The following is a 22897-nucleotide window of genomic DNA, read 5'->3' as shown; positions in this document are numbered from 1 at the left end:
TCATTATAGTGGGCCCACAGCGTGTTAGTTGTTCACCTCTGAACGCAACTAGTACCGGTTACGGAACGGGGCGTGTCGTCCGGCCGATGTTTATAAATAAAGCGCCCGTCCGCCGCGGAAATATTCGGAGACAGCGGCGGTGTGTGAACAACACACATCGCTCGGCAACGTCGTGGTGTGAACGACCGGTTTCGGTCGGTATCACGGGTCAGTAGCCGAATCTCCCGAAGCCGCAGCCCATAATTAGCGGCGAGACGAAGCGCGACCGTGACCGACCGAGACGAGCGGCCGCGGGCGACCGGACGCGGCCCGGAGCCGACCGCCCGCGCCCCGGAGCTGACCGCCCGCGACCGAACGAGGGCGCTCGCGTTCGCGCTCGTCGTGTTCGTCGGATCGGTGGTTCCGGTTCCGTCGTCGTCCGGCGGAGGCGGCGGCGCGCTCGCCGGCGCCCTCGACGTCCTCCCCGCCGGAATCGGTCTCACCGATCCGTTTCACCTCGTCGGCTACGCTGTGCTCGCCGCCCTGCTCGTTCCGGTGACTCTGGAGTTCCGGCTTGGCCCGCTCCTCGCGGCGGCCGTCGCGGTCGCGTTCGGGTTCGGGATCGAACTCGTCCAGGCGCCGATCCCGTGGCGCTCGTTCGCGTGGGGCGACGCCGCCGTCAACGCGGGCGGCGCGGTGATCGGAGCGGCGGTCGCGGTCGTTCGTGGCCGCGGGCCGGCGTCGGCGAACGACCGCGAGGCCGAGCGTTGATCCCTCCGACGTCGGCGAGCCGGGAGTGCCGCTGAACCGGGCGCGTCGTCGGCGTCAGCGCCCGGGCGGAGCGGCGCGGCCGCGTCCGGAAGCGCCGCGACCCCGACGTCGCACGGTCGCCGCCACGTCGGCGTTCAGCCGCGAGCGCTCGAAGTAAACGTGGTCGTACTCGCTCGACTCGTACTCGGCGTAGAGGTTAAGCGAGACTTCGTCGCCGTCGGCCGCGTCTTCGATCGTGTCCGCGAGGTCGCCGTCGTCGAGGCGGACGACGAGGGTCTCGTCTCCCTCGCCGAAGGCGACGTGCTCCGCGTCGACGTGCTCGCCGTCGGGCGTCCACACGGCGACGGTGTCGTCGGCGACCGACTGGACATCGTCGGGCGCGTCGAACTGGGTGACGACCTTGCCGTTCCCGTCGACGGTGACCGACGCGTCGGGGAGGTCGCGGTCGACGCGCTGCGCCCGACCCTCGGGCTCCGGCGCGACGGTGTCGCGCTCTCGCAGGTAGTCGACGACGAGCGTCACCAGCAGCTCGTCGGTCGCCTCGATCACGGGCTTGTCTTCGAGCGGGTAGCCGCTCCCGCCGTTGGCCATGAAGCTGTTGACGGCGACATCGTAGGTCCCGTCGGGGTCGAGCGGCTCACCGCCGACGCGCACGTCCCGAATCTGCTCGTCGACGCCCTCGTGGGGGACCCACTCGAAGCGCACGCCGCTGGTCTGTTGAGAGATCTCCTCGCCGAGGTCCTGTCCGGTGCCGCTCTCCAGCGTAACGATCTGGCTCGCTAAGGTCTCGACCAGCTCCTCGCCCGTCAGCTCGACCGTGACGAGCGTGTTCGGGAACGGCAGCGTGTTGAAGATGTCGCCGCCGGTGATCTCGCCGGGTCCGTACACCGAGTCCGAGCGGATACCGCCCGCGTTCGTGATCGCGACGTCGGCCTCGGCGCGGTCGCGCATCGCGTCCGTGATCAGGTTGCCGTAGCCGGTCTCGCGGTGGTAGTTCGAGCCGAACGTCGCGTCGAGCGGCGTCTCGGCCTCCACGATCACCTCGTCGAGCCCCACGTCCGCGCGGTAGTCGTTGATGATGCTCGACGCGGTCGGGTCCTTCTCGATGTCGTCGGTGACCTCGATCAACTGCCCGTCAAACGCGGTCACCTCGCCGCCCTCGATCGTCAGTTCGATCTCGCTGAGGTAGGCCGCGCGGGCTCGCGCCTCGGAGATGATCGACCCGTCGACCGCCTCGGGCGGGTAGAACTGCTCGTCGTCGCCGACGACCACGACGTCGATATCGTCGTCCGCGTCGGCCTCGGCGAGGTTCTCCGCGTCGTCGATCCCGGTGTGCGCGAGCGCGACGACGGCGTCAACGTCCTCCTCTTCCTTGAGCCGCTTCGCCTCGGCGGGGCCGGTCTCGGTGAAGTCCTCGATAGTGACGCCCTCCGCCTCGAAGTCGATGTTCGTCTTCCCGGTCGTCGCGCCCTCGTCGGCGAGGCCGATGAGGCCGACCTTGACGCCGCCGCGCTCGACGATCCGCTCCGACTCGGTGCCGTCGAACGCCTCGCCCGTCTCGCTGTCGACGAGGTTCGTGGCGAGCCACGGGAACTCGGAGTCTTCCGTGACGTTCGAGATGGCGTCGAAGCCGTAGTCGAACTCGTGGTTGCCGATCACGTCGGCGTCCGGCCCGACCTTGTTGAGGACGTCCACCGGCGCGCGCCACTGCGAGATCGGGCTGAGCGCGTGCGGTCCCACCTCGTCGCCGCCGCCGACCACGACGACGGGGCCGTCGGCCGCCGCCCGGCGCTGTTCGATGAGCGTCACTAACCGCGGGAACTTCTTGTCCTCCGCGGCCGCGGTCTGAATGTCGTTGTACGACAGAAGCGTCAGCGTCGTCGACCCGTCGCCGCCCGCGGCCGTCGCCGACCCGGAAACGAGCGACCCGCCGAGTACGATTCCTCCCGCTCGAAGCACGTCACGCCGTCCGTAGTCACGGTCCCGTGACATCAGTTTCTTCCACTTAGCGGTGTTTATAAAATCTTTCTATAGATTAGTATATATTTATATTGACGGGACTTTTTACAACGCTACTCGAACCATCTATCCGGAACCGCGATCCCGGAACGACGGGACAGGGCCGGTCCGCGATGACGACACCGCTTTACGCGCTCGGGCGCTTCCCCCGACAATGAGCAAGCCGAGCCCCGACGCGTACGAGCAGGGGCGCGGGATGGACGCGCACAACGCCGTGATGCGCGACATCCGCGCCGAGCGCTCGGAGACGTACGACCCGACGGAGCCCACCCGCGTGTGGATCGACGAGGACAACACGCCCGACGGCGTGGTGAACTCCCTCACGATCATCCTGAACACAGGCGGCTGCCGGTGGGCCCGCGCCGGCGGCTGTACGATGTGCGGCTACGTCGCCGAGTCGGTCGAGGGCGGCAGCGTCGCCCACGAGGACCTCATGACGCAGATCGACGCGTGCCTCGACCACGAGGCGGAGGAGGCGGACGAGCCGGCCGAGCTGATCAAGATCTACACCTCCGGCTCCTTCCTCGACGAGCGCGAGGTGCCGGCGGAGACTCGCCGAGCCATCGCCGAGACGTTCGCGGACCGCGACCGGATCGTCGTCGAGTCGCTGCCGGACTTCGTCGACCGCGAGAAGATCGCGGACTTCGCGGACCACGGCATCGCCACCGACGTGGCGGTCGGGTTAGAGACCGCGACGGACCGGGTGCGCCACGACTGCGTGAACAAGTACTTCGACTTCGCCGACTTCGAGGACGCCTGCGCGGAGGCGGCCGCGGCCGACGACGAGTTCGACGCCGACGTGGGGATCAAGGCGTACCTCCTGATGAAGCCGCCGTTCCTCGCGGAGCCGGAAGCGGCCGCCGACATGATCGACTCGATCCGCCGCTGCGCCGACGTCGACGGCTGTCACACCGTCTCGATGAACCCGACGAACGTCCAGCGGTACACGATGGTCGACGAGCTGTTCTTCGAGGGGGGCTACCGGCCGCCGTGGCTCTGGTCGGTCGCGCACGTCTTAGAAGAGACCGCCGACGTCGACGCCATCGTCGTCTCCGACCCGGTCGGCCACGGCTCCGACCGCGGCGCGCACAACTGCGGCGAGTGCGACGACCGCGTCCAGACCGCGATCAAAGACTTCGACAAGCGGCAGGACCCGAGCGTCTTCGAGCAGGTGTCCTGCGAGTGCGAGGCCACCTGGGAGTACGTGATGGACGAGGAGACGAGCTACAATATGCCCTTGGCGCGGTAGCTCGCGGACACACGAGACGCCCGACGCGAACGATCAGATCGACGCGAGTGGTCCGATGACGCGAGCGGTCGGACACTCCCGAACGATGGTGATAGATATCGATCAATATTCTTCTAAATTCTGAAATAATCGATCTATTATCCCTGAAAACGCGTGACATACACGCGTGTGAAACCCGATCATACTGAACGATCAGGTCGAACAAGACCCTTATAGCTCCGGCACCTACCGGTTCCCATGAACGCAGACGCCAGCGGTTCCCCGCCCTCCCGCGGGAAGTCGGTCCTCTTCTGCCCGGAGTGTCGCTTCGAGAGCGCCCTGTCGGACGGATGGCTCGTCGTCAGCGACGGCGACGAGCGCACCGTCGTCTGTCCGGAGTGCGGCCACGTCGCCGACCACCGGTCAGAGCGGTCCGCGCCGACTCCGCAACACGCGGACTAATCACTTCTCTTCCGGCGCCCGTTCCGCGAGGACGGGGATTTCCGACAGCTTCTCCGCGTCGAGCGCGTCCCAGTCGACACCATCCGGCCGCGCGTACGGCGTGTCGGTCCGAATCGTTCGCGCCGGCGTGACGACGAGGTCGAGGGGCACGTCGTGGGCGTCAGGCTCTGGGAGGTCGTCGTCGGAGTCGGGGAGGTCGGCGGCGGCGCCGACCGCTGACTCGGGCCCGTCGAGGACGGAGAGCTCGTGGACGGTCGTCGCGACCGTCGTGTCGGCATCGCCGGACTGCGTCCGGCTGTCACCGGGCGGAGCCCGGTTGCCCGAGGGACTCCGTCCCTCGCTGCCAGAGGCGCGTTGCGCCTCGCTGTCGACCGCGTCGAGCTCGCGGAGGACCGCCCACTCCAAGTCGCTGTACCCCTCGCCTTTCCCGATCCGGGCGCCGTCGGTCGTCACGCCGACGGAGCCGGCGACGATCAGGTCGACGTGCGCGACGGCTTCGGGCGCGGTCGGCGTCCCATACTCGGAGATTCCGGAGACGGTGGTGGCGTCGTCGATCTCGTCGGGCGGTATCTCGGCTGGATCGAGCCGGAGGAACGGGTCCGGGTCGCGGAGCCGCGGCTGCGCGACGTAGACGGTCTTTCCGGCGCGGAGCGCGGCCCGGCGCACCGGGAGCTGCGGCGCGTCCGGGTTGGCCTTCAGCGTCGCGGCCGAGTCCCACGCCTCGGTTTCCGCGAGCCGCGCCGCTGCCTCGTCGGCGCCGGCGAAGTTCGGGATCCGGTCGTGGGGCGGGAACGGGAACCGCGCCTGGTCGCCCTCGTCGAAGGCGTCCCACACCGCCTCGCGGACGGCCTGCTTGTCCATGTGTCGACCTGTCCGCTCGCGGGCATCAACGTTCCGCCGACGGGTGAGCCGCCCGGATATTACATGTACTTGAAGCAAACACTATGTGTGACTGATGTTTTTCGCACCCATGGACACCGTTTCGGTGACCGAGGGGATCACGTACGGCTTCCGAATCATGATCTACTACGTCGCGGTGGTGATCGTCGGCCAAGTCATCGCTGCCGTCGGCGGCGGGATGGTCGCCGCGGCGACCGAGACCGGCTTCAGGCAGGAGCCGAATTTCGGGCTGGCGCTGTTCGGTCTGCTCGTGGGGCTTTTGGGCGCGGTGGTCGTCTTTGCCGGCATCTTTGGCGCGATTTATAAGGTGATCGCCGACGGCGTCGCCAAGGGCCGGTCGATGACGCCGTCGACCGACTGAGGGGCCCGGGGGGCGTCGCGGTCCGCTCCGCGACGCGCCTTTTAAACGGCTCAGGCGCGCACGGTCGGGTATGTTCGAAGACCGGCCGGACCGCGACGCCGAGGTCGTCCTCGTGGGGCGCTCGAACGTCGGCAAGTCCACGCTGATGCGCGAGTTGACGGGCCACGACTTCTCGACCGGCGGCAAGCCGGGCGTCACCCGCCAGCCGAATCACTTCGACTGGGCCAGCGAGAGCTTCATGTTCACCGACCTCCCCGGCTTCGGCTTCATGTCCGGCGTCGAGGACGAGCACCGCGAGCAGATCAAGACGAACATCGTGCGGTACTTAGAGGACAACGCCGACTCGATTCTGGCCGGGGTCGTCGTGATGGACGGGAAGGCCGCGGTCGATATCATCGACCGCCACGCGGAGCGCGGGAACATCCCCCACGACGTAGAGATGTTCGGCTTCTTGAAGGACGTGGGCGTCGAGCCCATCGTCGCGGTCAACAAGACCGACAAGATCGACGACGTCGACGAGCGGCTCGACGCGATCTGTGATCGGTTGGGGCTCTACCCGCCGTGGCAGCAGTGGTCCGACCGCGTGGCCCCTATCTGCGCGAAGCGAGGCGACATCGAAGCGCTGGAGGAGTGTCTGCGGACCCGGTTCCACGACCACAACCGCGACGACCTGCTGAAGTTCGTTTCTTAAATAGTCGTGTTTAGTCGCGGGATCGATTGCTCCGTGAATTCGGTCGTCCGTTTATAAATAGTCGACCGTGGATCGACGGCGAACACCTCCAAATCCCCAGCCGCTTGCTTATAAATTGATGACTGTGGATCGACGGCGAACACCTCCAAAGCCCCAGTCGCGAGGCGGGCGCACGCTCGCTGCGCTCCTCGGTCGCTCACTCCGTTCGCTCCCTGTGGTGCTTACGTCGCCTGCGCCCGCCTCGCGACTGCCCCTTTGAGTCCCGCCCGACCGCACGGCACCGCACCTCACGCCTCCCCAGCCTCGTCGCTGGTCCTCCGCTGCGCTCCGGACCAGCGACTCCCTCGCGCGTGCTGTCTCGCGGCCGCCGGCGGCGGCCGCTCGCAGGCACGCGCCACCGCGGATCCATTTATAAATGTCCGATTCTGTCACTTGACCGAATCCCGTCGTTTCAGAACTCGAAGCCGACAGCGTCGCGGCTCGGTCGGAGCGGGCTTTTCGGGTACGGCGGCTCGGTGTCGGGGTCGTTGTACGCCCGCGGCGCCACGTCGTTCGGGCCGTCCGGGTAACAGAGCGCGGCGAGCGTCTGGATCGCGGTGCGGCCGCTCGCGAGTTCGAACTGCCCGCCGCCGTACATCTCGATACCTTCCCGCTCGCAGTAGGCGATCGTCTCGAACAGCGACTCGAGCGTGCCGAACCGCGAGGGCTTGACGTTACACCACCCCGGCTCGACCGGGAGCGACTTCAGGCTCTCGACGCCGTCGATGGGGTAGTCGAACGAGAGGCGGTCGGCCTGCGGCTGGACGAGCGCGCTCGTCGCCGGCGTGAACGCCGGGTCCTCCACGACCGCGGCCGGGAACGCCGCGAACACGTCCCGGTAGAGTTCGGGGTCGGGCTCGACGTCGACGTCGGTCCCCTCGTACCACCCTTTTAAATCGAGGACGCGCACGGCGTCGGTCTTCCGGAGGGTCTCGAACGCCGCCTCTGGCCACTCGGGCGTGGGGTCGAGCTTGAACTCCAGATCGGGGTTGCGCGCGAGCAGCGCCTCAACGCGGTCGGTCGAGGGCGGGTCGCCGAGCCGCGTCGAGACGACGAAGCGGACCGGCTCGGGGTCGACGCCGAGCCGCTCGCCGAGCGACTCCTCCTGCTGGCGGAGCGCCAGGTCGAGCGCCGCGCTCTCGACCGCCCAGCGGCGGTAGTTCCGCGAGGTCTCGCTCTCGGGCTCGTGTCCGTGAAAGAGATCGATCTCTCCGAGGCGGTCCGACAGCGCGTCGATCGTCCACTCACCCTCGACGTCGATCGGATCGGTCCCGGCGAGCGCGTCGTGGTCGGCGGTCTCGTAGGTCACGTCCTCGCCGCGGCCGACGAGGCCGTCGCCCGAGAGCCGATACTCCGTGGTCGTCCGCTCGAACCCGCTCGTCGTGTTCGCCGTCTGTCGGCGCCTCGCGACCGACTCGATCGTCACCGACAGGTCCGCGATCCGCTCGTAGTGGCTCATGCTCTCGTCGAGGTCGCCCGATCACTTAAATCGGTGAGCGCGACCGCGGCGCCCTCCGATCACTCTCCGGCGTCGCCCGCTCGGTTTCGGAGCGTCGCGATCCGCGTGCCGAGCGCCCAGAACAGCGGAACTACGGTGAGCGCGACCGCGCCCGCGGCCGCGACCTGGAGGACCGTCGTGGTGAACCACGGCGCGCCGTCGGCGTACGGCAGCGAGGTGTGGGTCACGTCGCCGATCACGGGCACGAAGTAGTCCATCAGCAGGTCGACGGTGTACCACGCGGTCGCGACCGCGACCGCCTTCAGCGGGAAGTCGGTAATTCGGTGGAGGACGAACGCCTGAACCACCATCGCGAGGTGGCTGAAGAGGAGGAACGCGTACAGTGCCGGCCCGTTGACCGCGAGGAACTCCGGCCAGAAGACGACGAGGACGTACGGCGTCCACAGCCCGAGCTTGACGTTCCCGAAGAAGGCCAGCGCCGCAAGGGTGTCGCTCGACCGCCCGAGCGCCCACGCGCCGAGCGCGAGCGCGATGAGCAGCGTCGCCCCGGGACTGTCCGGGATGAATATCCACATCTCGGTCGGGAGCTCTTGGAACTGGAACCGGTAGTACCAGAAGCCGAACGCGGTGCCGACGAGGTTGATCGCGACGATGACCCACGCGAACCGGAAGGCGACGTCCTCCAGCCGTTTCGGGAGCGGCGCGACCCACCGCGGGAGCGACTCGCGGTCCGGCGGGTCGCGGCCGAGCGCGCCGACGATGTCCATACCGCCGGCTCGGACCGGGCGGGCAAAGCCGTGGCGGTCGCGGCCGGCGCGGCCGGCGGGCGCGCGGAGGAACCGAGCGACCGACCCCCACCCGACCCGCGGCCGCGACGAAAAGGGCTATGGGCGCCCGGGGGAAAGGCGGGGGTATGCGCCCGCGAACGCTGCTCGCGCTGCTACTCGTCGTCCCCCTCGTGGACGCGCTGTTCCTGATCGTGGTCGCGACGCGGCTCGGGTGGCCCGCGACGGTCGCGCTCGTCGTGTTGACGGCCGTCCTCGGGATGCTCCTGTTGCGCGCCGAGGGGCGCGCGACCCTCGCCCGTATCCAGCGCAAGGCGGCGCAGGGGAAGCCCCCGACCGACGAGCTGCTCGACGGCGGGCTGCTCATCGCCGCGGGCGCGTTCCTGCTCACGCCCGGGCTCGTCACCGACGCCGTCGGCTTCCTGCTCGCGCTCCCGCTCTCGCGGGTCCCCATCCGCGTGGCCCTGAAGAAGTACGTCGTCGTCCCCTACATCGAGCGCGAGACGGACGGGTTCCTCTCCGGGAACGTCTACATCGGCGGCTTCCCGAACGACGGTGAGGGCGACTTCTCGATGGGCGGCGGCGGGTTCCCCGGCGGCGGTCCCGGCGGCCCCGGTGGCGGCCCGGACGGATTCGACGGTAGCAACGGTGCCGACCCCGACGGGGGCGCCGGCGGGAACGCGGACGGCTCGGGCGGGAGCGCGTCGACGGACGACGACGTCGTCGACGTTGATTACACGGTCGAAGACGAGGGAGAGCAGCGAACCGACTGACGGCGCGGGCGTCGTGAGTTCCCCGTGAAACCGCAACACGGCGGCGGACTGCCGAAAGGAAACCCTTAAAATCCTACCCGCGCAACGACTGAATGCGCTCACCTGGGCCAATAGCTCAGTCAGGTTGAGCGCTCGGCTGATAACCGGGAGGTCCACGGTTCAAATCCGTGTTGGCCCACCTACTGCCCGCTCGGTCTCCGACCGGGCGAGATTGGTGGGCTGGGACTCCCCAGCCACCCAATTTCGTCGTTCTACCCCGATAGTGGCACCACTACCGCGTCTTGTCTGAGCAAAGAATTGCGTCGGTAGTCGCCGCTGTCTCCCGATCCGCGTTAGTCGACCGAGCTCCTCGGTCGTTGAGCCGTGACCAGTCATTTGTACACCGCCCGCGAGGGAGGGGTATGGAGCAGCTGGAGTGTTACGACTGCGGCGAGACGTACGCGTTCGGCGACGCGGCCCGCTGCCGCTGCGGCGAACCGCTCTGGTTCGAGACCGACACCGCCGGGTTCGACTGGCCCGACGCGAGCGGTACGACGGGGAGCGGGGTCTCCCTCGGGCGAGACACCCTCTGGCGCTACGAGTCCGTGCTTCCCGCTGCGACGCCGACCGGATTGGCTGCCGCCGCGGGCGGGACGCCGCTGTTCCGCGCGCCGTCGATCGAACCGGCGGACGGGCCTCGGATCCATCTCAAGATCGAGGGCGTCAACCCGACGGGGAGCTTCAAGGACCGGGGGACCGCGGTCGGTATCTGTCGGGTAGACGGTCCGGTCGGCACCGTCTCGCACGGCAACATGGCGCTGAGCGTCGCCGCCCACGCGGCCGCGGCGGACCGGGAAGCGATCATCCTCGTGGCCGAAGACACGCCCGACTCGCGGCTCGCGATGATCGCCCAACACGACCCGCACCTGTTCCGGGTCCGCGGCGACTACGGCCGGCTCTACGACGACACCCTCGACGGCGACCTCGGCGTCGCGTTCCTCAACTCGGACACCCCGCTTCGGGTGGCCGGCCAGAAGACGGTCGCGTACGAGATCTGCGAGGCGTTCGCGCCCAACGCGCCCGACGCAATTGTCCTACCTGTCAGCAGCGGCGGACAGGCGAGCGGGGTCTGGAAAGCGCTCCGCGAACTGAACGCGGCGGGACTGCTCTCGGCGATGCCGCGGATCTACCTCGCGCAGGCTGCGCGCTGTGACCCGATCGCGCAGGCGTACCGACGCGGCGCGTCGCGCGTCGAGTCAATCGAGGGGGAGCCGACGGCGGCCGTCTCGATCAACAACGCCGACCCGCCGAGCGGGAACCGGGCGCTGGCCGCCGTTGCGGCGACGGACGGCGGCGTCGTCTCCGTCGCCGAGGAGGCGATGCTCGACGAGACGGAGCGCCTCGCGGCGGACGCCGGCGTCTCCGTCGAACCGTCCTGCGCCGTGGCCACGGCCGCGGTCCGGGAGCTCGCCGCGTCGGGGGAGTTCGGTTCCGACGACGACGTCGCCGTGATACTGACCGGGTCGGGGTACAAGTACGGGGGCGCAGCCGTCGACGCCGCGTCGGTACGGGAGGTCGACCGGGCGGACGTCCCCGACGCGGTCCGCGACGCGGTGCCGTGAGCCGTCGACGAGCGGGCGGCCGATCAGGAGAGCGGCGGTCGGTTGTCGGTCCGCTCGGTTCTCGCCGGCGCGCCGGCCCCTCAGTCGGTCGCTACCGGCTCGTCTTGGTGTCGGAGAGATGCCGTCCGTTCGCCCAGTTCGCGCCATTGACCCATAACGTCGGGGTGTCGCACCCGATCACAGGGTCGAGCAGCAGCGCCCGGACGGGCGTGGCGCCGAGGTCGTGGTCGACGTCGACGAGCGTGACCCCCGGTCACCGATGCTCGTCGATCCACTCGCACCACGCGTGGAAATCGTCGGCGCCGCACTGGTCTGCGATCGACTGGAGCGTCCCGGTCGGTATCTCGTCTTCCGACGCCATCGGTACCGTCACGACTCGAACCTCGTCCGTGTCCGGTGACTCGTATCGCATCTTCAGATGGCTTCCGACCCGACCGACGCGCCCGTAGCCGAAGTCGTGAAGCACAGACGCGATCTCGCGCCCGGAGAAGCTCGTCCGGACCATTCACTCCATGAAGTCGGGAAGCTCCTCGTCACCGGGTTCCGAGTCTTCGAGACCCCACTCTTCGAGGTCCTCCTCGGTGACGGGCTCGCCGCCGCCCTCATGGAGTTCGATCGCCTCCGCGAGCATGCGGAGGGCTTCGGCCTTCGTGTCGCCGAAGGAGGCGAGACCGGTCTCGATGTCCTTGGCGGTTATCGAGCCGTCGTCCTCGTGGATGAACTCGACGCCCTCTCCGTCGTGGGCGTCGCGCGTCGCACTCGCCATACCCGTCTTTCGGGGACAGCTCGAATAAGCGTTCTGTCGGATGGGACTCAGCAAGTACGAGTCCAGATAGAAAGCCCGGGTCGTGGTTCACGAGGGATTTCAGAAACGCTCCCTGGACAGACGAGCGGAGCGGCGAACGACGATATCTGGGCCGAGCCGGACGCAAGCGAGTCGCTCACTACGGACGTCGCGCTGGACGCAGAGGAGTAGCTGAGGGGCTGAGAGTAGTGTGAACGCACACTACATTTATCAAAACGGCCACGTACGCACATGTATGAGCAGCGAGCGCGTCGACTCCGAGAGCACGGTCTCGGGAAATCAGGCGAACATTCCGGCCCACATCCGTCGAGAGATGGATATCGACGACGGGGACACGCTTCGCTGGCAGATCGAAGACGACGGGACGCTTCGCGTGCGGGTCGTTCAGCAGCGCAGCGGGACGTTCGGCGAGTTCGACGGGTACGACGGCGACCGGGAGACCGACGTCGAGACCGAGCACGACGCGTGGGGCGTCGACCCCGAGTAGATGCCCCGGGCGCTCGTCGACACGACCGTGCTCTTCGCGGCGGCGTACCGTCGGGACGGCGCGCACGAGGACGCGCTCCCGATCCTCAGAGGGATCGACGCCGGGGAGCTCCCGGAGGCGGTGATCTTGGACTACGTACTCGCGGAGACGCTCAACGGCCTGACGACGCACGCGGGCCACGACGCCGCCGTCGACTTCCTCGACCGGGTGGAGGAGAACGCGCGGCTCCACGTCGAGTCGCTGACGGCGGACGCGTTCGCGACGGCGAAGGGCCTCTTCCGGCGGTACGAGGGGTTCTCGCTCGTCGACGCCTGTCTCGTCGCGTACATGCGCGTCGAGGGGCTCGACTACTGCTACGCGTTCGACGACGACTTCGACGCCGCCGAGGGCGTCTCCCGCCTCGACGTCGCGACGAATCCGTATCAGCCGGAGTGAGCGAGAGATAGGGGATGAGCCATATGGATGTGAAGTGCAAGCGGCGGGTTGGCGCGTTTACTGTCCGATGCGTTCGTGTTTGTCGGAACCCCGAATTCGCCCCTAATTATATACACGCTCTTTTCAATTCAGATATATGCCGGAGTCATACAAGATTCTCTATCAGCAACTCCGAGAGACAGAGTTAGCATGTGTTCCTCCTGGATTTCAGGATACGTCAGACGTGTACGATCTGGTTGAAACAGAGTATCCAGAATTATGCGATGATTCAATTCTTTGTCGAGAGGTCTGTTCCAGCAATTCAACACAACCAGAGTGGAAGCATCGACTGCGAACGGTCCAACAGAGTCTTCTCGAAGAGGACGGATCGCGTATAAAGCGTCTTAGTAAGGGTTGGTTCTATGAACCAATTGAGACGGACGTCTCGGATATACCAGACGACCCTACGCAATTCACTATCGGGTCACGGTATAACCGGTGGGAACTTCACGACATCTATGGCGGTCAACGCTACTATGGCATAGCAACTCCCTCCGATCAGGATTTCATTCTCGCGTTCACTGGCGACTCGGGCGATGCGTACGGTTACGCTGACGGTTTTCAGGAAGATGGATCCTTCAAATACACCGGAGAGGGACAAGAAGGGGATATGACGATGGATAAAGGGAACATCGCTCTCCGTGACCACCAGGAAAACGGTGAAAATCTCTATCTTTTTGCTGATACAGAGTATCCCTGGATAGCTACGTATCGTGGTGAATACCAATACGAGGACCACCACTGGGAGACGCTGCCTGATAAAAACAATAACCTCCGCGAAGCGATTAGGTTCACCCTCACACCAGTTGGAGGCCGTGAAATCACGATTGATGGCGATCCTGACGAACTATCTCTACCAGATTTGTTCGAGGCAGCAAAAAGAAGCGCACCGAAGCGGAGTACCGATGGAACGACGTCTTCAGGACGAACATACGTGCGTTCTGAAATTGTGAAGAAATTTGCCCGCCGTGTCGCCGATGGCGTCTGTATGGGCTGTGAAAACCCGGCACCGTTTGAGGATATTGATGGGGAACCTTATCTTGAGGTACACCACTTACACAACCGCGGTGACGGAGGTCCAGATGATCCTGAAAATGTTATCGCCATATGCCCGAACTGTCACCGACGAGTTCACTATGGACGTGATGGCAAGTCGTTTAATAGAGGTCTAATAAATAAGGCAGAAGAACTGTACGGAGACATCGATGCTCCGACGGGGGGCTGAGTTATATATTCAACAGTTCCCCGATAAATAATAGTATGTTAGTCGCCGATATTTTGGATCGCGTTCATTTCGAATCCCCGCAACGTTCCCGACCACAGCAGTTTACACGCATTTTACCGTCGAACGGGGTATTGATCCCTTCGACAACGGGGGTAGCTGCGCGAACGGCCACTACTTCGCGTCACCGAAGCAGGCCGGGGACGGGACCTACTACTGCCCGAAGTGCAACGTCAAGAACGTCGCGCCGGGCACGGACAGCGTCACGGACGGCGGGCGCTGCCGGAAGGGCCACTACTTCGAGGCGCCGACGCAGCTGGGCCACGGCGCGTTCGCCTGCCCGGCCTGCGAGTCGACGGACATCGGAACCTGATCTACGAGTTCCGAGTCCGAACCACCGAATCCTTTTATCAGTCAACAACCATCGAAAGATGCCCTCAAACCATGCTTGACGAGATAGTCGAACTCGTCTTCGACGTTATCTTGGAACTGGTCCCCACGATAATCCTGAAAATCCTCCTCCTGCTCGCCGGCCTCGTGGCGGTGGCGGTCGGCGTCCCGCTGCTCGCCGACTCGCCGCTCCTCGGCGGCGCGCTGACCGTCCTCGGCGCGGTGGTGGTGCTCGGCGTCATCGCCAGTTGGGCCCTGTAACCCGACGCCTCCCTCGACGTCACAAGGGCAAGCGGCCGCGACTCGTTTCGGGATAATTGAACGAATCGAGGCCGGGAATTTATACCGCAGTTCGCCGTGCGCCGGGGTATGGACATGTTCGAGGACGGCGGGACCTGTTCGAACGGTCACTACTTCGCGTCCGCGGGACGCACCGGGGGCGGCACCTACTACTGCCCGCGGTGTAACGGGAAGAACGTCTCGCCGGGCGCCGAGGGGATCCGGAACGGCGGCCGCTGTCTGAAGGGCCACTACTTCGCCGCGCCGACCGAGTTAGGGAACGGAACGTACGCGTGCCCGGCCTGCGAGTCGGTCGACCTCGACCCGGTCGCGGACGCGTTCGACGACGGCGGCGTCTGCGAGAACGGCCACGAATTCCGCGTTCCCGACCGGAGCGACGCCGGCGTGCTCCGCTGTCGCGAGTGCGGTACCTTCGATATCGAACCGAACTAACCCGCTGCGGGCGGTGCGGCGGTCGCCGGCCCCCACTACGTTTAACCGGTCAGCGCGAGTCGGTACCAACGATCATGAAGAAGCTGATCAACGACCCGGACGACGTCGTCGACGAGATGCTCGACGGGATGACCGCGGCGCATCCCGACCGCCTGCGGCGCCTGCCGGACACGCAGGTGCTCGTGCGCGACGACGGTCCGGTCGACGACAAGGTGGCGCTGGTGACCGGGGGCGGCAGCGGCCACGAGCCGACCCACGCGGGGTACATCGGCGACGGGATGCTCGACGGGGCGGCCGCGGGCGACGTGTTCTCCTCGCCGACCGCCGACGAGTTCGAGGAACTGATCGGCGCCTGCGACGCGGGCGACGGCGTCCTCGCGATCATCAAGAACTACGAGGGCGACGTGATGAACTTCGAGACCGCTATCGAGCTCGCGGAGATGGAGGGCGTAGAGGTCGAGAGCGTCGTGGTGAACGACGATGTCGCCGTCGAGGACTCGCTGTACACCTCCGGGCGCCGCGGCGTCTGCGGGACGATCCTCGTCCACAAGGCCGCCGGCGCGAAGGCCGCACAGGGCGCCGACCTCGACGAGGTGAAGCGCGTCGCCGAGAAGGTGGTCGACAACGTCGGCACGATGGGCACCGCGCTCACCTCCTGTGTCACCCCAGAAAAGGGCGAGCCCACCTTCGACCTCGGCGACGACGAGATCGAGCTCGGCATCGGGATCCACGGCGAACCCGGCACCGAGCGCACTGAGGCGATGCCCGCGGACGAGGTCACCGAACACCTCACCGAGGCGGTCCTCGACGACCTCGACCTCGACGAGGGCCAGGAGGTGCTCACGGTCGTCAACGGGATGGGCGCCACCCCGCAGATGGAGCTGTTCGTCCTCAACCGCCGGCTCCAGGAGCTGCTCGGCGAGCGCGGCCTCGAGACCTACGACGCGTGGGTCGGCGACTACATGACCTCGCTGGACATGGCCGGCGCGTCGATCACGGTGTGCGCGGTCGACGACGAGCTGAAGGAGCTGTTCGACGCGCCGGCCGACACCCCGGCGCTGACTGTCAAATGAGCGACGACGACGCGGCGACGGACGGCGACCGAGCGGCCGACGACGGCGCGGCGGTCGTCGCGGCCGTCGAGGCGGTCGCCGAGCGCATCGAGGCCGAGCGCGACCACCTCACCCAACTGGACTCCGCCATCGGCGACGCCGACCACGGCGGGAACATGGCGCGCGGCTGGGCCGAGGCGGCCGACGCCGCGGGCGACCTCGACGACCCGGACGCCGAGACCGTCGCAAAGACGGTCGGAAAGACGCTGATGGCCGAGGTCGGTGGCGCCTCCGGCCCGCTGTTCGGCGGGTCGCTCGTGTTCGCGGCGGGCGAGCTCGACGAGGGTATCACCCCCGAGACCGCGGTGGCGTTCGCGGAGACCTACCTCGAAAAGGTCGAGGACCGCGGCGACGCGCGCGTCGGCGACCAGACGATGGTCGACGCGCTGACGCCCGCGGTCCACACGTTCAAGAAGTCGATCGAGGTCGACGACCTCCCGCCGATCGAGGCGCTCGCGAAGGCGGTCGACGCCGCCGAGCGCGGCGTGGCGTTCACCGTCCCGATCCGCGCGCGGAAGGGCCGCGCCTCCTACCTCGGCTGGCGCTCCGTCGGCCACCAGGACCCCGGCGCGACGAGCACGCTGTTCATCCTCGAAGAGGTCCTCGACGTCGCCGCGGACCGGCTCGGCGTCGACGTCCCCGAGAAGGACGCGACCTCGCCGACGATCCCGGACGAGGATCCCGACGAGGCGGGCGGCGACCCCGGTGCCGACTCGGGGGGCGACTGATGGTCGGGATCGTCGTCGTCTCGCACAGCGAGCGCGCCGCCGAGGGGATCGCGGAGGTCGCCGCCGAGATGGCGGGCGATACCCGAATCGAGCCGGTCGGCGGCGACGGGAAGGGCGGGATCGGCACCGTCCCGGACGCCATCGAAGACGCCATCGACGCCGCGGCCGGGGGAGAGACGGACGAGGGAGGTAGAAGCGACGGCGACGGCGTCGTCGTCCTCGTCGACCTCGGCAGCGCGGTGATGAACGCGGACGTCGCGGTCGAGTTGAGCGACGCGGAGGCGGTGATCGCGGACGCGCCCGTCCTCGAAGGCGCGGTCAACGCAGCGGTCGCGGCCACCGACCCGTCGGCCACGGTCGAGTCCGTCCGCGAGCAGGCGGAGGCGGCCCGCGACATCGAGAAGCTGTAGGCCGAGGTCCTCTTTTTTAAGATCGGTCTACGCAGCGCGGTCGTCGAGTCCGAGTACGTCCAGCACCTCGCCGCGCGTCTCGCAGGCGAGCGCGTCGGCCGCGAGCGACCGGGCGTCGTCGGCGTCGACCTCGCGCACGCGGGCCTTCACGTCCGGCACCGTTACCGCGCTCATGCTGAGCTCGTCGAAGCCCAGCCCGACGAGCAGCTCCGTCAGCGCCGGGTCGCCCGCCATCTCGCCGCACATCCCGACCCACGCGTCGGTCCCCTCGACGGCCGCGGTCGTTCGGTCGAGCGCGCGCAACACCGCCGGGTGGAGCGGGTCGTGGTAGTCGGCGACCGCGTCGTTGCCGCGGTCGGCCGCCATCACGTACTGCGCGAGGTCGTTCGTCCCGACGCTCAGGAAGTCGAGCCGCTCGGCGAGCGCGTCCGCGAGGAACGCCGCGGCGGGCGTCTCGACCATCGCGCCCAGCTCGGGGACCGCGTGGTCGACGCCCTCGCTCGCGAGGTCGTCGGCGACCGCCTCGACTCGGGCGACCGCGCGCTCGACCTCCTCGACGCGCGTCACGAGGGGGAACATCACCGCGAGCCCGTCGCCGGCGTCGGTCGCGGCGGCGCGGAGCAGCGCCCGGAGCTGCGTCTCGAAGAGGTCCGCGTGCTCGTCGAGCGACAGCCGGATGCCGCGCCGCCCGAGGAACGGGTTCTCCTCGTCGGGGAGATCGAGGTACGGGACCGGCTTGTCGCCGCCGACGTCGAGCGTCCGCACGACGACGCGGTCGTCCGGGCCGTCGAACGCCGACAGCGCGGCCCTGACGGCCTCGTACTGCTCGTCCTCCGTCGGCGGCGTCTCGCGGTCGACGAAGAGGAACTCGGTCCGGAACAGCCCGATCCCGTCCGCGCCGCGCTCGGCGGCCGGCTCCAGTTCGGTCTCGCCACCGACGTTGGCTGCGACCTCGACGGGCCGGCCGTCGGTCGTCTCGACGCGCTCGCGGATCGCGTCCGGACCGGCTTCCCGCACCGCCTCTCGCCGCTCATCGTCCGGGTCGGCGACGACCTCGCCGGCCTCGCCGTCGACGAGGACCGTCTCGCCGTCCGCGACCGATTCGAGGGCCTCGCCGACGCCGACGACCGCGGGGATCGCGAGCGACCGCGCGATGATCGCGGCGTGGGAGGTGCGACCCCCTCGACCGTCGCGATCCCGGCGACCGCGTCGGGGTCGAGCGCGGCGGTGTCGCTCGGCGTGAGCCGCTCCGCGAGCAGGATCGTCCCCTCGGGGAGCGTGGCGAGGTCGGTTGCGACCCGTCCGCCGTCGTCGTCGGCGTCGAGAAGCGCGCGGAGCAGCCGGTCGCGGACGTCGCGCAGGTCGTCGGCGCGCTCGGCCATCCGCCCCTCCATCCCCTCGAACTGCGAGACGGCCTCGTCGAAGCGGTCAGCCACGGCGTGTACAGCGGGCGTCCCGTCGCCGATCGCGGCCTCGACGTCCTCGACTATTGTCGGGTCGTCGAGGAAGCTCTCGTGGGCCTCGAACACCGCGGCCTCCTCCTCGCCCACGCGCTCGGCCGTCCGGTCGCGGGCGTCGCGCAGGGCCGATCTGACGGCGTCGCGAGCCGCCTCGTAGCGGTCCAGTTCCGCGTCGACGTCGACGGATTCCGGGTCGGGGCGGTCGGGGAGCGTCAGGTCGGCGTCCGGGCGGTACCAGCGCGCCGCCCCGACCCCTGAACGCGGCGTGCTGCCGACGCCGGTGAGCGTCCTCACGGCGCGTCCTCCGCGTCGTCGTCCGCGGACTCTTCGACCGGGCTCGTGAGCAGGTCGCAGACCGCGTCGAGCGCCGCGTCGGCGTCGGGGCCCTCGGCAACGACGCGGACCGACTCGCCGTGTTCGACGTTGAGCCCGCTGACGGAGAGCATGCTGTCGGCGCGGACGAGGCCGTCGTCGCCGTCGTCCGCGCGGCCGATCGACACGTCGGCGTCGAATCGGTTCGCCGTCTGTACTAACTTCGAGGCGGGTCGCGCGTGGAGGCCGGCCTCGGGTTCGACCGTGACGGTCCGTTCCATGAGTCAGAGTTGGACCCCGGCGGGTAATAGCTGATCGGAGTTCTCGAAGAGCGCCGGAGAGCTACGGGATCGGCGCCGCAGTCGGCCCGACTACGGCGCCGCCTGCTTCGTCGAGACCAGTTCGATCACGTCGCGGTGGGAGAGCTCGTTGTCGGTCCCGACCTGCCGGCCGCTCCGGCAGTCGGTGCCGTGGAGGAGCCCCTCGCCGATGTCCGAGTGGATGTGGTACGCGAAGTCCTCCGTGGTCGACCCCTCCGGGAGGATGAAGCAGTCGCGGAACACGCCCTTCTCGTCTTTGCTCCCGTTCGCGGAGCCGGGGAAGACGGCGATACAGCCGAGCACGTCGAAGACGGCGGCTTCGAGCGCGCCCTGGACGCCGGTCCCGTCGTACTCGTCGACGAATTCGGCGATCTGGTCGAGGCCCGCTTCCTGCTCGCCGGAGACGTCGCCGACGACGTCGAAGCCGCTCTCGCCGGGCGTGTAGTCGACGACGCCGGCGTCGTCCGCGTTCTTGAGGGCCTTCTCCGCGTGGGCGCTCGCGGGGACGAAGGAGAGGTGATCGTAGTCGGAGTCGGTCGTTATCTCCTCCCAGTTCGCCTGCGCCTCGGGCGTATCCATCTTGTTGGCGGCGACGACCATCGGCTTCGTCCGCTTGCGGATCTCGCGGGCCAGCTCGATCCGGTCCGTCTCGTCCCACGTCTCCGGGTCGAGTTCGAGCTCCTCGGCGAGGATCACCCGCTTCATCCGGTCCTTGTCGATGCCGAACGCGGACATCTGGTCGGCGAGCTCGGCCTCGATGGCGGCGTCCGCGCCGTGGTAGCGCGTCTCGAACTTCTCTAACCCCTTCTCTAACACGTCGAGGTACCACGCGTCCAGCTCCTCCTCGAGGAAGTCGATGTCCTCGCGCGGGTCGTGGCCCTCGGTCGCTTCGCCCTCGATGTCCGTCTTGCCAGAGAAGTCGACGACGTGGATCAGCACGTCGGTCTCGTTGAGGTCGGTGAGGAACTGGTTGCCGAGCCCGCGGCCCTCGTGGGCGCCCGGGACCAGCCCGGCGACGTCGACGAGCTTCACGGGGACGAACCGCGTCCCCTCGCGGCAGACGCCGACGCTCGGCGTGCACGTCTCGTCGAACTCGGGGGCGGCGCAGTCGACGCGGACGTACGCCTCGCCGACGGTCGGGTCGATGGTGGTGAACGGGTACGCGCCCTCCGGCACGTCGTTCATGGTCGCGGCGTTGAAGAACGTCGACTTCCCCACCGAGGGCTTGCCGACGAGACCGATCCGGTAGCTCATTACCACCAGTGCGCGATCCGCGGTAAAAAGCGATGCGAGACGCGCCGTGGCGTGGGATGCGGTGACGAGGAGCGAGGGCGAGGTTCCGGCCGCGCCGGTCGGAGTCCGTCCCCTGTTCGCGCCGATCAGGCGTCGCCGTCGGACTGCCCGGGCTCGCCGAGCGCCTCGATCGGGAGGACGTTCTGGAGCGCGGCGACGGCGTCGGCGGCGCTCGCGAACGTCTCCTGGTCGACGTCCGCGATCAGGTCGCCGAGGTCGGCGTCGCCGTCGGCGAACAGCACCGTCGTGCCCGCGAACGACTCGGTGAGCGCCTCGCGGTCGGCGGGGTACTCGTGGTCTTCGAGCGTCGGTTCGAGCCGGGAGAGGTTGATCTCGTCGGTCATACCGTCCTCTCGGCGGGATAGGGCATAAACGCGCGCCTCGTTCTGACGCCGGGCGAGGCGAGATCTCCGGCGGCGAGAAACCGGCAAGAACCGCAAAGGGTTATCAGTCGTCGGTGACACGGTACATGTGAACATGCCCCTATACGACCGAATTCTGGTTCCGACCGACGGCTCCTCGGAGGGGGAGCTAGCGGTGTGCCACGCGCTCGATCTCGCCGCGGTCCACGGGGCCTCGGTCCGCGCGATCTACGTGGTCGACACCGCGCGGTACGCCGGGATGCCGATGGAGACGACCTGGGAGGGCGTCGGCGACCTGCTGTACGACGACGCGGAGGCGGCGCTCGAAACGGTGGAGGAACTGGCCGCGGACCGCGACGTCGACGTCGAGACGGCCGTCGTCGAGGGGTCGCCCAGCCGCGAGATAATCACGCACGCCGAGGAGACGGGCTGCGACCTGGTCGTGATGGGAACCCACGGGAGAGGCGGGATCGACCGACTGCTCCTCGGCAGCGTCGCGGAGAAGGTCGTCCGGGGCTCGTCGGTCCCGGTATTGACCGTCCGGATCGGCGACGGGGAGGAGCCGCCGAGCGCCGCCGAATCCGCGAGCGCGGGCGAGACGAGCGCGGCGGGGACCGACGTCGAGAGTTCGGTCTCGGACGCGACGGAGACCGGATAGGGGCGGCCGCGACTCCCGCTCCGCCCCGGGTCACTCCGCGTCGCGGAGGTGTTCGCAGTCGCCCGCGTGGACGCGTTGCCGCCCCTCGTCGGTGTCGACCACGAGCGCGCCCGGCTCCGCCACGTCGACCGCGGTTCCCTCAACGATCCCGTCGGCGGTGTCGACGCGAACGCGCCGCCCGAGCGTGCTCGCCCGCTCGCGCCACGCCGGGAGGACGCCGTCGAGCGCCTCGGGCGAGTCGGTCAGCTCCGCGTAGCGTTCGAGCAGCGTCGCCGCGAAGCGGCGGCGGTCGACCGGGGCGCCGCATTCGTCCGACAGCGACGTCGCGCCCGCGGGCAGCGTCTCGGGGTCGATATTGGCGTTGACGCCGACCCCGACGACGAGCCAGCCGACGCGATCGGCCTCTCCCTCCATCTCAGTGAGGATCCCCGCCAGCTTCCGACCGCCGCGGCCGGTCGCGTCCGAGTCGTCCGCGCCCGCCGCGCTGCCCTCCCGCTCGACGAGCACGTCGTTCGGCCACTTGATCCGCGCGTCGACGCCGACCTCGCGGGCGGCGTCGGTCGTCGCCACCGCGGCCGCGAGGGTGAAGAGCGGGGCCCGCGCGGTCGGTACGTCGGGGCGGGTCAAGATCGACAGCCAGACGCCGCCGCTCGGCGCCATCCACTCGCGGTCGAGGCGCCCTCGGCTCCCGGTCTGCTCGTCGGCGACCACGGCGACGTCGCTTTTCCCTTCCGCCGCGAGCTCGCGGGCCCGCTCGTTCGTCGAGCCGATCCGGTCGCGGTACTCCACCGAGTAGGGGGCGTCGAGCCCGAAGGCGATTCCCGGCCCGGAGTAGCCCGGGTCGTCGGGCGGAACGTACCCCTCGGACGTCGACTCCACCGCGAACCCCTCCTCGCGGAGCCCCTCGACGGCCTTCCAGACGGCCGCCCGCGAGACGCCGAGCGACTCGGCGAGCTCGGGGCCGGAGACGGGGGCGTCGTCGGCCGCGAGGGCGTCCAGCAGCGCGCGCCGCGTGTCCATGCTTCCCGATCCGGCGGCCGCGCCGAAAGCCGTTCCGGGTCTCG

The 22897-nt window shown here is 68.3% G+C and carries 26 protein-coding genes, 1 tRNA gene and 1 pseudogene; 17 read left to right on the top strand and 11 right to left on the bottom strand.

Features of this window, described 5'->3' with window-relative positions:
- Window positions 1–267: 267 nt before the first annotated feature.
- Window positions 268–750, top strand: a complete 483-nt coding sequence (locus J7656_RS07930) for a hypothetical protein (protein WP_017343410.1) — start codon at window positions 268–270, stop codon at window positions 748–750.
- Window positions 751–804: 54 nt separating this feature from the next.
- Here J7656_RS07930 and J7656_RS07925 read toward each other — a convergent pair whose 3' ends face one another.
- Window positions 805–2709 (bottom strand): bifunctional metallophosphatase/5'-nucleotidase, encoded by a 1905-nt coding sequence (locus J7656_RS07925; RefSeq protein WP_211554555.1) that lies wholly within the window; start codon window positions 2707–2709, stop codon window positions 805–807.
- A gap of 214 nt (window positions 2710–2923) precedes the next feature.
- Here J7656_RS07925 and J7656_RS07920 point away from each other — a divergent pair, with 214 nt between their 5' ends.
- Window positions 2924–4018: an archaeosine biosynthesis radical SAM protein RaSEA gene (locus J7656_RS07920; protein WP_211552992.1), complete on the top strand. Its 1095-nt coding sequence runs from the start codon at window positions 2924–2926 to the stop codon at window positions 4016–4018.
- 237 nt (window positions 4019–4255) lie between these two features.
- Window positions 4256–4459, top strand: coding sequence for a DUF8106 domain-containing protein (locus J7656_RS07915; protein WP_017343413.1), 204 nt, complete (start codon window positions 4256–4258; stop codon window positions 4457–4459).
- Here the strand turns inward: J7656_RS07915 and J7656_RS07910 are convergent, their stop codons facing one another.
- Window positions 4460–5320 (bottom strand): 5-formyltetrahydrofolate cyclo-ligase, encoded by an 861-nt coding sequence (locus J7656_RS07910; protein WP_211552991.1) that lies wholly within the window; start codon window positions 5318–5320, stop codon window positions 4460–4462.
- 109 nt (window positions 5321–5429) lie between these two features.
- Here J7656_RS07910 and J7656_RS07905 point away from each other — a divergent pair, with 109 nt between their 5' ends.
- Together J7656_RS07905 and engB are read left to right on the top strand one after the other, a co-directional pair.
- Window positions 5430–5720 (top strand): hypothetical protein, encoded by a 291-nt coding sequence (locus J7656_RS07905; protein ID WP_096392902.1) that lies wholly within the window; start codon window positions 5430–5432, stop codon window positions 5718–5720.
- Window positions 5721–5790: 70 nt separating this feature from the next.
- Window positions 5791–6411, top strand: a complete 621-nt coding sequence (gene engB, locus J7656_RS07900) for a GTP-binding protein EngB (RefSeq protein ID WP_211552990.1) — start codon at window positions 5791–5793, stop codon at window positions 6409–6411.
- 451 nt (window positions 6412–6862) lie between these two features.
- Here engB and J7656_RS07895 read toward each other — a convergent pair whose 3' ends face one another.
- Both J7656_RS07895 and J7656_RS07890 read right to left on the bottom strand, forming a co-directional pair.
- Window positions 6863–7909 (bottom strand): hypothetical protein, encoded by a 1047-nt coding sequence (locus J7656_RS07895; RefSeq protein WP_017343416.1) that lies wholly within the window; start codon window positions 7907–7909, stop codon window positions 6863–6865.
- 59 nt (window positions 7910–7968) lie between these two features.
- Window positions 7969–8676, bottom strand: coding sequence for a DUF1405 domain-containing protein (locus J7656_RS07890; RefSeq protein WP_017343417.1), 708 nt, complete (start codon window positions 8674–8676; stop codon window positions 7969–7971).
- A gap of 146 nt (window positions 8677–8822) precedes the next feature.
- Between J7656_RS07890 and J7656_RS07885 the strand changes: the two genes are divergently transcribed.
- The 3 genes from J7656_RS07885 to J7656_RS07875 all read left to right on the top strand — a co-directional run bounded on the left by J7656_RS07885 (window position 8823) and on the right by J7656_RS07875 (window position 11068).
- Window positions 8823–9467 carry an FxsA family protein gene (locus tag J7656_RS07885; RefSeq protein ID WP_017343418.1) on the top strand — a complete coding sequence of 215 codons (645 nt, stop codon included), beginning with the start codon at window positions 8823–8825 and terminating at the stop codon, window positions 9465–9467.
- A 104-nt stretch (window positions 9468–9571) separates the two neighbouring features.
- Window positions 9572–9645, top strand: a tRNA-Ile gene (locus J7656_RS07880).
- A 223-nt stretch (window positions 9646–9868) separates the two neighbouring features.
- The gene (locus J7656_RS07875; RefSeq protein WP_017343419.1) at window positions 9869–11068 is read left to right on the top strand and encodes a threonine synthase; all 1200 of its coding nucleotides are present in this window, start codon (window positions 9869–9871) and stop codon (window positions 11066–11068) included.
- Between the two features lie 253 nt (window positions 11069–11321).
- Here the strand turns inward: J7656_RS07875 and J7656_RS07870 are convergent, their stop codons facing one another.
- Together J7656_RS07870 and J7656_RS07865 are read right to left on the bottom strand one after the other, a co-directional pair.
- On the bottom strand, window positions 11322–11573 hold the full coding sequence (locus J7656_RS07870; protein ID WP_211552988.1) for a type II toxin-antitoxin system HicA family toxin: 252 nt from the start codon (window positions 11571–11573) through the stop codon (window positions 11322–11324).
- Entirely contained in the window at window positions 11574–11834 is a 261-nt protein-coding gene (locus tag J7656_RS07865; protein ID WP_017343421.1) for a type II toxin-antitoxin system HicB family antitoxin, read from the bottom strand.
- 274 nt (window positions 11835–12108) lie between these two features.
- On the opposite strand from J7656_RS07865, the gene J7656_RS07860 reads away from it, so the two are divergent.
- The 8 genes from J7656_RS07860 (at window position 12109) to J7656_RS07825 (ending at window position 17428) form a co-directional block, all read left to right on the top strand.
- A complete protein-coding gene (locus tag J7656_RS07860; RefSeq protein ID WP_017343422.1) occupies window positions 12109–12360 on the top strand; it encodes an AbrB/MazE/SpoVT family DNA-binding domain-containing protein in 252 nt (83 codons plus the stop codon).
- A complete protein-coding gene (locus J7656_RS07855) occupies window positions 12361–12795 on the top strand; it encodes a type II toxin-antitoxin system VapC family toxin (RefSeq protein WP_017343423.1) in 435 nt (144 codons plus the stop codon).
- 136 nt (window positions 12796–12931) lie between these two features.
- The gene (locus J7656_RS07850; RefSeq protein ID WP_082224255.1) at window positions 12932–14059 is read left to right on the top strand and encodes an HNH endonuclease; all 1128 of its coding nucleotides are present in this window, start codon (window positions 12932–12934) and stop codon (window positions 14057–14059) included.
- 441 nt (window positions 14060–14500) lie between these two features.
- On the top strand, window positions 14501–14707 hold the full coding sequence (locus J7656_RS07845; protein ID WP_211552987.1) for a hypothetical protein: 207 nt from the start codon (window positions 14501–14503) through the stop codon (window positions 14705–14707).
- Between the two features lie 108 nt (window positions 14708–14815).
- Window positions 14816–15178 carry a hypothetical protein gene (locus J7656_RS07840; protein WP_211552986.1) on the top strand — a complete coding sequence of 121 codons (363 nt, stop codon included), beginning with the start codon at window positions 14816–14818 and terminating at the stop codon, window positions 15176–15178.
- A gap of 74 nt (window positions 15179–15252) precedes the next feature.
- Window positions 15253–16251 carry a dihydroxyacetone kinase subunit DhaK gene (dhaK, locus tag J7656_RS07835; protein ID WP_017343427.1) on the top strand — a complete coding sequence of 333 codons (999 nt, stop codon included), beginning with the start codon at window positions 15253–15255 and terminating at the stop codon, window positions 16249–16251.
- The gene (gene dhaL / locus J7656_RS07830) at window positions 16248–17018 is read left to right on the top strand and encodes a dihydroxyacetone kinase subunit DhaL (RefSeq protein ID WP_211552985.1); all 771 of its coding nucleotides are present in this window, start codon (window positions 16248–16250) and stop codon (window positions 17016–17018) included. Before dhaK ends, dhaL begins: the two co-directional genes overlap by 4 nt.
- The gene (locus J7656_RS07825; RefSeq protein ID WP_211552984.1) at window positions 17018–17428 is read left to right on the top strand and encodes a PTS-dependent dihydroxyacetone kinase phosphotransferase subunit DhaM; all 411 of its coding nucleotides are present in this window, start codon (window positions 17018–17020) and stop codon (window positions 17426–17428) included. The genes dhaL and J7656_RS07825 overlap by 1 nt, the downstream gene beginning before the upstream one ends.
- A 27-nt stretch (window positions 17429–17455) precedes the next feature.
- Here J7656_RS07825 and ptsP read toward each other — a convergent pair.
- The 4 genes and pseudogenes from ptsP to J7656_RS07805 form a co-directional block, all read right to left on the bottom strand.
- A pseudogene (gene ptsP, locus J7656_RS07820) lies at window positions 17456–19182 on the bottom strand (phosphoenolpyruvate--protein phosphotransferase).
- Window positions 19179–19481 carry an HPr family phosphocarrier protein gene (locus J7656_RS07815; protein ID WP_017343431.1) on the bottom strand — a complete coding sequence of 101 codons (303 nt, stop codon included), beginning with the start codon at window positions 19479–19481 and terminating at the stop codon, window positions 19179–19181. The pseudogene ptsP and the gene J7656_RS07815 overlap by 4 nt, the downstream one beginning before the upstream one ends.
- A gap of 90 nt (window positions 19482–19571) precedes the next feature.
- Window positions 19572–20774 carry a redox-regulated ATPase YchF gene (locus tag J7656_RS07810; RefSeq protein WP_017343432.1) on the bottom strand — a complete coding sequence of 401 codons (1203 nt, stop codon included), beginning with the start codon at window positions 20772–20774 and terminating at the stop codon, window positions 19572–19574.
- Between the two features lie 125 nt (window positions 20775–20899).
- Complete coding sequence (locus J7656_RS07805) at window positions 20900–21157, bottom strand: DUF5789 family protein (RefSeq protein ID WP_017343433.1); 258 nt, start codon at window positions 21155–21157, stop codon at window positions 20900–20902.
- A gap of 133 nt (window positions 21158–21290) precedes the next feature.
- Between J7656_RS07805 and J7656_RS07800 the strand changes: the two genes are divergently transcribed.
- Window positions 21291–21833 (top strand): universal stress protein, encoded by a 543-nt coding sequence (locus J7656_RS07800; protein ID WP_211552983.1) that lies wholly within the window; start codon window positions 21291–21293, stop codon window positions 21831–21833.
- A gap of 30 nt (window positions 21834–21863) precedes the next feature.
- Here J7656_RS07800 and J7656_RS07795 read toward each other — a convergent pair whose 3' ends face one another.
- Entirely contained in the window at window positions 21864–22853 is a 990-nt protein-coding gene (locus tag J7656_RS07795; RefSeq protein WP_211552982.1) for a biotin--[acetyl-CoA-carboxylase] ligase, read from the bottom strand.
- Window positions 22854–22897 lie beyond the last annotated feature (44 nt).

Origin of the sequence: Halorubrum ruber (assembly GCF_018228765.1) — an archaeon.
Taxonomy (GTDB): Archaea; Halobacteriota; Halobacteria; order Halobacteriales; family Haloferacaceae; genus Halorubrum; species Halorubrum ruber.
The sequence above is the reverse complement of the archived record's forward strand: the minus strand, read 5'-3'. Positions and strand labels throughout refer to the sequence as shown.